This is a genomic window from Streptococcus sp. M334 (assembly GCF_000187745.1).
Classification (GTDB): Bacteria; Bacillota; Bacilli; order Lactobacillales; family Streptococcaceae; genus Streptococcus.
The window spans coordinates 28,532-39,742 of sequence record NZ_GL732488.1 but is presented as its reverse complement, the minus strand read 5'-3'; the positions used below and the strand labels follow the sequence as shown (position 1 = coordinate 39,742).

Annotated in this window: 8 protein-coding genes; all 8 read left to right on the top strand. The window is 40.8% G+C overall.

The window, feature by feature from the left end; all coding sequences use genetic code 11:
- A partial coding sequence (locus tag HMPREF0851_RS0104055) for an SIALI-17 repeat-containing surface protein (protein WP_232197007.1) occupies positions 1-1,480 on the top strand: 1,480 nt, incomplete at its 5' end.
- A 167-nt stretch (positions 1,481-1,647) separates the two neighbouring features.
- Positions 1,648-2,925 carry an ABC transporter permease gene (locus HMPREF0851_RS10250; RefSeq protein ID WP_001068268.1) on the top strand — a complete coding sequence of 426 codons (1,278 nt, stop codon included), beginning with the start codon at positions 1,648-1,650 and terminating at the stop codon, positions 2,923-2,925.
- A 127-nt stretch (positions 2,926-3,052) separates the two neighbouring features.
- Positions 3,053-3,685 carry an ABC transporter ATP-binding subunit Vex2 gene (gene vex2 / locus HMPREF0851_RS10245; protein ID WP_000173723.1) on the top strand — a complete coding sequence of 211 codons (633 nt, stop codon included), beginning with the start codon at positions 3,053-3,055 and terminating at the stop codon, positions 3,683-3,685.
- Between the two features lie 285 nt (positions 3,686-3,970).
- The gene (vex3, locus tag HMPREF0851_RS10240; protein ID WP_000902994.1) at positions 3,971-5,350 is read left to right on the top strand and encodes an ABC transporter permease subunit Vex3; all 1,380 of its coding nucleotides are present in this window, start codon (positions 3,971-3,973) and stop codon (positions 5,348-5,350) included.
- A gap of 350 nt (positions 5,351-5,700) precedes the next feature.
- Positions 5,701-7,767, top strand: a complete 2,067-nt coding sequence (locus HMPREF0851_RS10235; RefSeq protein ID WP_001250149.1) for a LysM peptidoglycan-binding domain-containing protein — start codon at positions 5,701-5,703, stop codon at positions 7,765-7,767.
- 312 nt (positions 7,768-8,079) lie between these two features.
- Positions 8,080-8,736 (top strand): response regulator transcription factor VncR, encoded by a 657-nt coding sequence (gene vncR, locus HMPREF0851_RS10230; protein ID WP_000697933.1) that lies wholly within the window; start codon positions 8,080-8,082, stop codon positions 8,734-8,736.
- Complete coding sequence (gene vncS, locus HMPREF0851_RS10225; protein ID WP_000831377.1) at positions 8,733-10,061, top strand: sensor histidine kinase VncS; 1,329 nt, start codon at positions 8,733-8,735, stop codon at positions 10,059-10,061. The genes vncR and vncS overlap by 4 nt, the downstream gene beginning before the upstream one ends.
- A gap of 140 nt (positions 10,062-10,201) precedes the next feature.
- Positions 10,202-11,083, top strand: a complete 882-nt coding sequence (locus HMPREF0851_RS10220; RefSeq protein WP_001018999.1) for a class II fructose-bisphosphate aldolase — start codon at positions 10,202-10,204, stop codon at positions 11,081-11,083.
- The last annotated feature ends 128 nt before the right edge of the window (positions 11,084-11,211 follow it).

The window sequence follows — 11,211 nt, the reverse complement described above, 5'->3', positions numbered from 1 at the left end:
CACGCAACCAAGACGAGATGACAATGGAGATGTACACTATCGAGTGACAACGCCAGAAGGCACATCTTACCCACAAAATACGCCAATCAAGCTAGATGGAGTAGGAACGTTCACGGTAGGAGCCAACGGCGAGTTGACAATTCCAAATGCGAACTTACCAGAAAGCGAAGCGAACAAGGTTCCAACAGCAACCGAAGATGGTAAATTAGCGACAGCGGGCGAGTCAGTCTCAGTCCCAGCGAAGAAAATGAGTGCTAAAGGAAATCCAGCAGTTGAGTTTATTGTTGAACTTCCGTTACCAATTGTAGTTCCAGATTCAGACCATTTAACACCGCAAGAAATAGAAAAATTAGTGGATGAAGTTAAAAAATCTAATCCAAATACGATTGTTACAGCGGATGATAAGGGCAATGTTACTGTGACGGATCAGGCAACTGGTGAATCAGTACTCATCCCAGTTAAAGACTTGACTGTGCTAGACTTCGAACCAGTGACACCAACTGATAAAGTTCCAGTCAAAGATTTGAATAATCTAAGCAAAGACGAACAAGATAAAGTTAAAGAATCAGTGGAAAAAGCAAATCCAGGAAAAGACGTAATTGTTGCTTCAGATGGAAATGTAACAATCACTAATCCAGAAACAAATGTCACTCATAATATTCCTCGTGATGAATTGTTATTTGCATATGCAAAAGGTGAACCAGAAGTTTTAAAAAATCCAGAATTCAATGGAGGAGTAAATGCACCGGATTCGCCAATTCATGAAGTACCAGAATTTAATGGTGGAGTGAATGGAGAACCAGAAACTCAAGAAGAATTACCAGAATTCAACGGAGGAGTAAATGCACCGGATTCGCCAATCCATGAAGTACCAGAATTTAATGGTGGGGTGAATGGAGAACCAGAGGTACAAGCAGAAAATCCAGGATACAACGGCCCAATCGGTACAACAGGAGTAGATGAAAATGGTAATCTAATTGCCCCACCAGTAGTTGATCTTCCAGAGTTTACAGGTGGAGTCAATGGTGAACTTCCAGATCCAGCAGAATTACCAAAAGTTCAGTTAATCATCACTAAATGGATTGATGAAGAAGGTAATGAATTGAAACCAGCGGATGCCAAAGCTCCATCAGTTCCAGGTGAAACCAATGAGGCATTTGAACATGGTGAAATTGAAGGGTATGTATTTGTAAGAACAGAAACTAAAGGTGATGTTGTAACGCATATCTTCAGGAAAGTGAGTCCAGCTAGACCAACAGGTGACGACCACCAAGAACCAGCTACGCCCTCTGCCGATACAAATCCTAGACTGAATAATGTTACCCCTGCTGAGGCCTCAGCTACTCAACCGCAAGCAGTGTTGCCAAATACTGGTACGAAAGCAGATCGTGCTACAGGTGCATTAGGAGTTCTATCTCTTCTTGGCACATTTGGTTTGCTAGCTGCCAAAAAGAAAAAAGACGATGAAGAGGAAGCTTAAATAGATGATCTCATCTGATCATTAGTAGCTTTCCCTACATAAAGTCTTTATAAATCAAAAAGAACTAGAAAACTCACTCATTTGTGAGAACTCTAGTTCTTTTTTTGTATTTCATAAAGATTTCATATTTAGATTTTATAATAGTCTTACAAATATGGAGGTGACAAATGAATCCAATCCAAAGAGCTTGGGCTTATGTCAGCAGAAAACGACTGAGAAGTTTTATTTTATTTCTGATTTTATTGGTTCTATTGGCTGGAATTTCAGCCTGTTTGACTCTGATGAAGTCCAACAAAACAGTTGAAATCAATCTTTACAAATCACTCAACACATCTTTTTCTATTAAGAAGATAGAAAATGGTCAGACCTTCAAGCTGTCGGACCTAGTATCTGTAAGCAAGATTAAGGGACTGGAAAATGTTTCTCCTGAACTCGGGACGATCGCAAAACTAAAAGATAAGGAAGTGGTGAGTGGCGAGCAGAGCGTGGAGCGTGATGATTTGTCAGTTGCGGACAAGAACTTGGTCAGCTTAACGGCTCTTGAGGATTCATCTAAGGATGTCACCTTTACCAGCTCGGCTTTCAATCTAAAAGAAGGGCGACACCTTCAAAAAGGGGATTCAAAGAAAATTCTGATCCACGAAGAGTTGGCTAAGAAGAATGGTCTTTCGCTTCATGACAAGATTGGCTTGGATGCTGGACAGTCCGAATCTGGCAAAGGACAGACAGTTGAGTTTGAAATTGTCGGCATCTTTTCTGGTAAAAAACAAGAGAAATTTACAGGCTTGTCTTCCGACTTCAGTGAAAACCAGGTCTTTACAGACTATGAAAGTAGTCAAAGCCTTTTGGGTAATAGTGAAGCTCAAGTCAGTGCAGCTCGCTTCTATGTAGAAAATCCTAAGGAAATGGACGGACTCTTGAAGCAGGTGGAAAACTTGGCTTTGGAAAATAACGGCTATCAAGTTGAGAAGGAAAACAAGGCTTTTGAACAGATCAAAGACTCAGTTGCGACCTTCCAAACCTTTCTGACCATTTTCCTTTATGGGATGTTGATAGCAGGAGCTGGAGCCTTAATTTTGGTCTTGTCTCTCTGGTTGAGAGAAAGGGTCTATGAAGTGGGGATTTTACTTGCACTTGGAAAAGGCAAGAGCTCGATCTTCCTACAATTCTGTTTAGAGGTAGTTTTGGTATCTCTTGGAGCTTTGCTTCCAGCATTTGTTGCAGGAAACGCCATTACATCTTATCTACTCCAAACTCTACTAGCAAGTGGAGATCAGGCAAGCTTACAAGATACACTAGCCAAAGCAAGCAGTCTATCAACCAGCATCCTATCTTTTGCAGAATCCTATGTTTTTCTAGTTCTGCTTAGTTGCTTATCTGTAGCCCTTTGTTTCCTATTCTTATTTAGAAAATCGCCTAAGGAAATTTTATCATCTATTAGTTAATACTCTTCGAAAATCAAATCCAAACTGCGTCAGTTTTATCTGCAACCTCAAAGCTGTACTTTGAGCAACCTGCAGCTAGCTTCCTAGTTTGATCTTTGATTTTCATTGAGTATAAGAAGGAGAAATCATGACTTTATTACAATTACAAGACCTTACCTACCGTTATAAGAACACTGCTGAAGCAGTCCTATATCAGATCAATTATCATTTTGAACCCGGGAAATTTTACAGTATTATTGGGGAATCAGGAGCAGGAAAATCCACTCTCTTGTCCCTGCTTGCTGGTCTAGATAGTCCTGTCGAAGGTTCTATCCTTTTCCAAGGAGAGGACATTCGTAAGAAGGGCTATTCTTACCATCGTATGCACCATATTTCTCTGGTCTTTCAAAATTATAATTTGATAGATTATCTTTCTCCACTGGAAAATATCCGCTTGGTCAATAAAAAGGCAAGCAAGGATACACTGTTTGAGCTTGGTTTGGATGAAAGTCAGATCAAGCGGAATGTTCTCCAGTTATCAGGTGGTCAACAACAACGTGTTGCCATTGCTCGTAGTTTGGTATCAGAAGCTCCAGTTATTCTAGCTGATGAACCAACAGGAAATCTGGATCCTAAAACTGCTGGAGATATTGTTGAACTGCTCAAATCACTTGCCCAAAAAACAGGTAAATGTGTGATTGTCGTAACCCACAGTAAAGAAGTGGCGCAAGCATCAGATATTACACTTGAGTTGAAGGATAAGAAACTGACTGAAATATAGAATCTAGTTATTAAACTTTAAAATAGTATTAGTTGGTAACCAGATACGTGTAAAGTAATAATAAACGAAGTGAGTCTTTAACAACTATTTCCCGCAGTAGTGATAGCCTAGATAATAACAAAGTTATTATCTAGGCCGGAATTTTTGAGACATACGGCTCAAAAATTAGGGATGAAATTCCTACAGGAAGTTGCTCCCGTCCGCACAATCTAAGGGAAATAGTAAAAAAATAATTTATATAAGTTATAAGACATTGAAATAGAACAACATCTAGAAAGGGAACCTATGTTACACAACGCATTTGCCTATGTTACAAGGAAGTTTTTCAAATCGATTGTCATCTTCCTGATTATTCTCCTCATGGCGAGCTTGAGTTTGGTCGGCTTGTCGATCAAGGGAGCTACTGCCAAGGCTTCTCAGGAGACTTTTAAAAATATCACCAACAGCTTCTCCATGCAAATCAATCGTCGCGTCAATCAAGGAACGCCACGTGGTGCTGGGAATATCAAGGGTGAGGACATCAAAAAAATCACCGAAAATAAGGCCATCGAGTCTTATGTGAAACGCATCAACGCTATCGGAGATTTGACTGGATATGAACTTATCGAAACTCCAGAAACCAAGAAAAATCTGACACCTGACCGTGCCAAACATTTTGGAAGTAGCTTGATGATTACAGGTGTCAATGACTCCTCTAAAGAAGACAAGTTTGTCTCTGGTTCTTATAAGCTGGTCGAAGGTGAGCACCTAACCAACGATGACAAGGACAAGATTCTCCTGCACAAGGACTTGGCAGCCAAACACGGCTGGAAAGTAGGGGACAAGGTCAAACTAGACTCTAATATCTACGATGCAGACAATGAAAAAGGAGCCAAGGAAACAGTCGAAGTGATAATCAAGGGACTCTTTGATGGTCACAATAAGTCGGCAGTAACTTACTCACAAGAACTCTATGAAAACACAGCTATTACAGACATTCACACTGCTGCAAAACTTTATGGATACACAGAAGACACAGCTATTTATGGGGACGCAACCTTCTTTGTAACAGCGGACAAGAACTTGGATGATGTTATGAAAGAGTTGAATGGCATCAGTGGTATCAACTGGAAGAGCTATACACTCGTTAAAAGCTCATCTAACTACCCAGTTCTTGAGCAATCCATCTCTGGTATGTACAAGATGGCCAACCTCCTCTTCTGGGGTAGCTTGAGTTTCTCAGTTCTTCTCCTTGCCCTCTTGCTCAGCCTTTGGATCAATGCCCGTCGCAAGGAAGTGGGAATTCTCCTCTCTATCGGTCTCAAGCAGGCAAGTATCTTGGGGCAATTCATCACCGAATCCATCTTGATTGCTATCCCTGCTCTCGTTTCTGCTTATTTCCTAGCTAACTACACAGCGCGTGCAATCGGAAATACTGTTCTTGCCAATGTCACTTCAGGTGTTGCCAAGCAAGCCAGCAAGGCTGCTCAAGCCTCTAGCCTTGGTGGTGGTGCAGAAGTAGATGGCTTTAGCAAGACCTTGTCGAGCCTAGATATTTCTATTCAGATATCAGACTTTATCATCGTCTTTGTCCTAGCCTTGGTTCTAGTGGTTCTCGTTATGGCGCTTGCTTCAAGCAATCTCCTCAGAAAACAACCAAAAGAGCTTTTGATGGATGGTGAATAAGTTTGAAAAAATGATTCTGGAAATAGAGAAAGCATCTTGTTTTTCTATTCAAGAATGGTGGATAGAGAATGGCTATTTAACAATACAAAATAGAGCTGAAAGCAGTGGTGAAAATCATTGCTTTCAATCGCTTTCTTTGTACTTTAGTACTTAAATATGATATACTAAAATCGTGGAATTTAGTGGAAGGACAATTTACAATTTCTATATTCAAATATGCATAAAAATTTATTCATAATTTGTTTTTAAATAAATAGAAAACTTGTAGATACCTATCCAGACTGAAAAGGTAAACGAACCTGCTGTAGCTGAGTTTGCCTTTTAAAAATATAAAAATAGTGAGGAAAACAATGAGACAAACAAATGTTAGAGGGACATTATCCCTACGTGGCTTTAGAAAATTAAGAACTGGTGCAATTGTTGCAACGGGTGTGATTTTATTGGGACTGGGCTTTTTAGCTCCAACTGTCTCAGCTAATGAACAAGATGGTGTTTGGGTAGCCAGAACAGTTACAGAAGTAAAAGCTGATATTCAAAATATAGACAATTTATCACACTACACAATTAAGTGGGGAGATACACTGAGTGCTATTAGTGGAGCAACAGGGCTATCTGTTGATAGCTTGGTTGAGATAAATCGTATTGCAAATAGAGATTTGATTTTTGCTAATAATAAATTGTATTTTAGCGAAGAGTCTTTTCTAAAAGATGGAAATACAGAAGTAAAAAGACAGCGAGTGTCGATTGATAATTCTGGTAGCTGTCAAAGTTATGAAGTTGAAACAAAGACAGATACTGTAACTGGAGAGCAAACTACTACTGTTAAACAAACGACACCAGTAGTTGTGGAAACACCAGCAGTATCAGTACCGAAATCAGAAACCTCAGCCTCAGTTGCGCCAAAATCAGACGAGCCAGCAGGAACTGAACCAAAAACAGAAGAACCAGCGGCAACAACGCCGAAAGCGGACGAACCAGTGGTAACAACGCCGAAGGCGGAAGAGCCAGCAGGAACTGAACCAAAAACGGACGAACCAGCAGGAACAATACCGAAGGCGGAAGAACCAGCAGCGACAACACCGAAATCAGACGAGCCAGCAGCAGGAATAACACCAAAAGCGGAAGAACCAGCGACACCGGCGCCAAAAGTAGAAGAACCAGCGACACCGGCGTCAAAAGTAGAAGAACCAGCGGCAACAACACCAAAAGCGGACGAACCAGTGGTAACAACGCCGAAGGCGGAAGAGCCAGCAGCGATAACACCGAAAGCAGAAAATTCATCTGAAGAAGTAGAACCTAAAGATGAAAAACTTGAGGAAGCGAAAAAAGAAGGAAAGGATATTATTGAAGGAATTGCATCTTCAAAACTTAGTGAAATAGAAAAAGTTAAAGATGAAGCAGAAAAAACAAAATTAAAAGAAAAATTAAATGGATTAAAAGAAGAAGCATTGGCGGCAATAAATAATGCTAAAGATTACGATGCTGCTGTAGCTGCTGCGGACGAGTATCAAACAAAAATTGATGAAATTGATGTTCCAGGTGAAGAATTACCAGCACCAAACTATAATAAAGATAATTTAACAAATGGCCGTAATGAAGGAACTACTATTGACAATGGAAGTACGGTAATAGGTCATGGTTCAGGTGAAGCTACGGCAACCAGCCCAACACAGCCTGCTGCTGAAGCAAGATCAACTTCAACAGCATCTCCAACACAACCTTCTTCAACTTCAGAAGGGACTTCAAGTTTTAGAAATGCCCCATCAGTTCAAGCAAGAGCAAGAAGGGTAGCACGTTCAACATCAGAACCAGATGGAACCGTAAATATTAGTTATAACTTCGCTGGAATGCCAGATATTCATGGTTTCCTATCTGATCCAGGAGAAGATAACACTGTTACAATTCCTGCTGGAACGAGTGAAGCACAGGCAAAAGAATTAGTAAAAGAAAAAATTCAAGCCAAGATAAAAGACTTAGCTACTAGAGGGTATCATGTGAAAAATGACATTATTTTTGAACAAGATACTACTGTGAAAAATTATAACTACGTTGTCACATTCACTAAGGAGGCTACAGGAACTTCAGGTTTCAGAATGGCTCCAGCAGTTCAACCGCGCGCTAGCAGAAATCGTAGAAGTCTAGAACAGCCAGCTCCTCAAAAGGTCAAAGTAAATGTTTTTTATAACTTTGATCAAATGAAAGATATTGCAGGTTTCCTAGGAGATATCGATGGAACTTCTCTTGAAATCGCGGAAGGTTCAACAAATGAACAGGTGAAAGCAGCAGTCAAGAGCCAAGTTGATGCTAAGAAAGAAGAGTTGAGCAAACGCGGCTATACTTTCAAAGAGGACTATGTCTATCAAGCTAATGGGAAAGATTATAACTACGTTGTCACATTTTCAAAAGCAACTAAATAATTTTCATTCCATAGGGAGTGAAATATGAGCAGAGAGAGCGATAGGCTCTCTTTGTTTTATCTAGTAGCAAGTTTCTTAAAGACAAAAGACCAATAAGAGATTATAATAAATAGAGTAGGTGTTTATTATAATACTCTTCGAAAATCCCTTCAAACCACGTCAGCGTCACCTTGCCGTATATATGTTACTGACTTTGTCAGTTCTATCCACAACCTCAAAACCGTGTTTTGAGTAACCTGCGGCTAGCTTCCTAGTTTGCTTTTTGATTTTCATTGAGTATAAGAAAAATAAAAAATAGAGAGCAGTTAAAGTATGAAAATTTTAATTGTAGAAGATGAAGAGATGATCCGTGAGGGGATCAGTGACTATTTGACGGATTGTGGTTATGAAATCATTGAGGCGGCGGACGGTCAAGAAGCCTTAGAAAAATTTTCCAGCTATGAAGTGACTTTGGTTTTACTGGATATCCAGATGCCCAAGCTCAATGGCCTAGAAGTCCTAGCTGAGATACGCAAAACCAGCCAGGTTCCTGTCTTGATGCTGACCGCTTTTCAGGATGAAGAATACAAGATGAGTGCCTTTGCCTCTCTAGCAGATGGCTATCTGGAAAAACCCTTCTCCCTATCCCTCTTAAAAGTGAGAGTGGATGCGATTTTCAAGCGCTACTATGATACGGGGCGAATTTTCTCTTATAAGGATGCTAAGGTGGACTTTGAGAGCTACAGTGCCAGCCTAGCAGGTCAAGAAGTGGCCATCAACGCTAAAGAGTTGGAAATTCTTGATTATCTGGTAAAAAATGAAGGACGGGCCTTGACCCGCTCTCAGATTATTGATGCCGTCTGGAAAGCGACAGATGAGGTTCCCTTTGACCGTGTCATTGATGTTTATATCAAGGAATTGCGGAAAAAGCTAGACTTGGATTGTATCCTCACTGTGCGCAATGTTGGTTATAAATTGGAGCGAAAATGAAACGAACAGGTTTATTTACAAAGATATTTATCTATACCTTCTCGATTTTTAGTGTTCTGGTTATCTGCCTTCATTTAGCTATTTATTTTCTTTTTCCTTCGACTTATCTGAGCCACCGTCAGGAAACCATTGGTCAGAAAGCGACAGCTATTGCCCAGTCTCTAGAGGGAAAGGATAGGCAGAGCATCGAGCAAGTTTTAGACCTGTATTCCCAGACCAGTGAGATCAAGGGAGCAGTCAAGGGAGAAATGACCGAGGACAAGTTAGAAGTCAAGGAAAGTCTTCCTCTGGATACAGACCGCCAGACAACCTCTCTTTTTATCGAGGAGCGGGAGGTGACAACGCAAGATGGTGGCACCATGACTCTCCAGTTTCTAGCTTCCATGGACTTGCAAAAGGAAGCAGAGCAGATCAGTCTCCAATTTCTCCCCTATACCTTGCTGGCATCCTTCCTGATTTCCCTCCTGGTGGCCTATATCTATGCTCGGACCATTGTTGCACCGATTTTGGAAATCAAGCGGGTGACTCGTAGAATGATGGAACTGGATGCTCAAGTGCGATTGCGCGTGGATTCTAAGGATGAGATTGGTGATCTCAAGGAACAAATCAATAGCCTCTACCAGCACCTTTTGACTGTCATTGCGGACTTGCATGACAAGAATGAAGCTATTCTCCAGCTGGAGAAGATGAAGGTCGAATTTCTACGAGGGGCTTCTCATGAACTGAAAACGCCGCTGGCTAGTTTAAAAATCCTGATCGAAAACATGAAAGAAAATGTCGGTCGTTATAAGGATAGAGACCACTACCTGGGAGTTGCCTTAGGAATTGTGGATGAGCTCAATCACCACATTCTCCAGATACTTTCTCTCTCTTCTGTGCAGGAATTACGAGATGATAGGGAACAAATTGACCTACACCAGATGACGCAAAGTCTGGTTAAGGATTATGCATTGTTAGCCAAGGAAAGAGAGCTCCAGATAGACAATAGTTTGACCCATCAGCAGGCCTATCTAAATCCATCGGTGATGAAATTGATTCTGTCTAACCTCATCAGCAATGCCATTAAGCACTCGGTTCCAGGTGGCTTGGTTGGCATTGGAGAAAGAGAAGGGGAACTCTTTATAGAAAATAACTGCAGTCCAGAAGAGCAAGAAAAACTCGCTCAATCTTTTTCTAATAATGCTAGTCGCAAGGCCAAGGGGTCTGGGATGGGGCTCTTTGTGGTCAAGAGTTTATTAGAACATGAAAAATTACCCTATCGTTTTGAAATGCAGGAGAATCGTTTAACCTTCTTTATAGCTTTTCCAAAAGTCGCCCAAGACTAGGCAGAGAAAGGGTTTACATAGATGAAGCTAGAAGAAATTCAATCGAAACTGCGGGAAAAACTAGATTTTTTTGTCAAAAAGTGATAAAATGAACAATGTAAATGGGATGACCCATAAAAATATACAGGAGGCCTGATAAAATGGCAATCGTTTCAGCAGAAAAATTTGTCCAAGCAGCTCGTGACAATGGTTATGCAGTTGGTGGATTTAACACAAACAACCTTGAGTGGACTCAAGCTATCTTGCGCGCAGCAGAAGCTAAAAAAGCTCCAGTTTTGATCCAAACTTCAATGGGTGCTGCTAAATACATGGGTGGTTACAAAGTTGCTCGCAACTTGATCGCTAACCTTGTTGAATCAATGGGTATCACTGTACCAGTAGCTATCCACCTTGACCACGGTCACTACGAAGATGCACTTGAGTGTATCGAAGTTGGTTACACTTCAATCATGTTTGACGGTTCACACCTTCCAGTTGAAGAAAACCTTAAATTGGCTAAAGAAGTTGTTGAAAAAGCACACGCTAAAGGTATCTCAGTAGAAGCTGAAGTTGGTACTATCGGTGGTGAAGAAGACGGAATCATCGGTAAAGGTGAATTGGCTCCAATCGAAGACGCTAAAGCAATGGTTGCAACTGGTATCGACTTCTTGGCAGCTGGTATCGGTAACATCCACGGTCCTTACCCAGCAAACTGGGAAGGTCTTGACCTTGACCACTTGCAAAAATTGACAGAAGCTCTTCCTGGATTCCCAATCGTATTGCACGGTGGATCAGGTATTCCTGATGAGCAAATCCAAGCAGCTATCAAACTTGGTGTTGCGAAAGTTAACGTTAATACTGAATGCCAAATCGCATTCGCTAACGCAACTCGTAAATTTGCTCGTGACTACGAAGCAAACGAAGCAGAATACGACAAGAAAAAACTCTTCGACCCACGTAAATTCTTGGCTGACGGTGTAAAAGCTATCCAAGCATCAGTTGAAGAACGTATCGACGTATTCGGTTCAGAAGGTAAAGCTTAATCTAGCTGAATAATACAGATAGAACCTGCCCATTGGGTGGGTTTTTTTGGTGTTTTAAGGAAACTATGAAACTAGAATTTTTGAATAAAAGTATTATTTTAAGAGAGGAATCTCTAATTTCATAAACT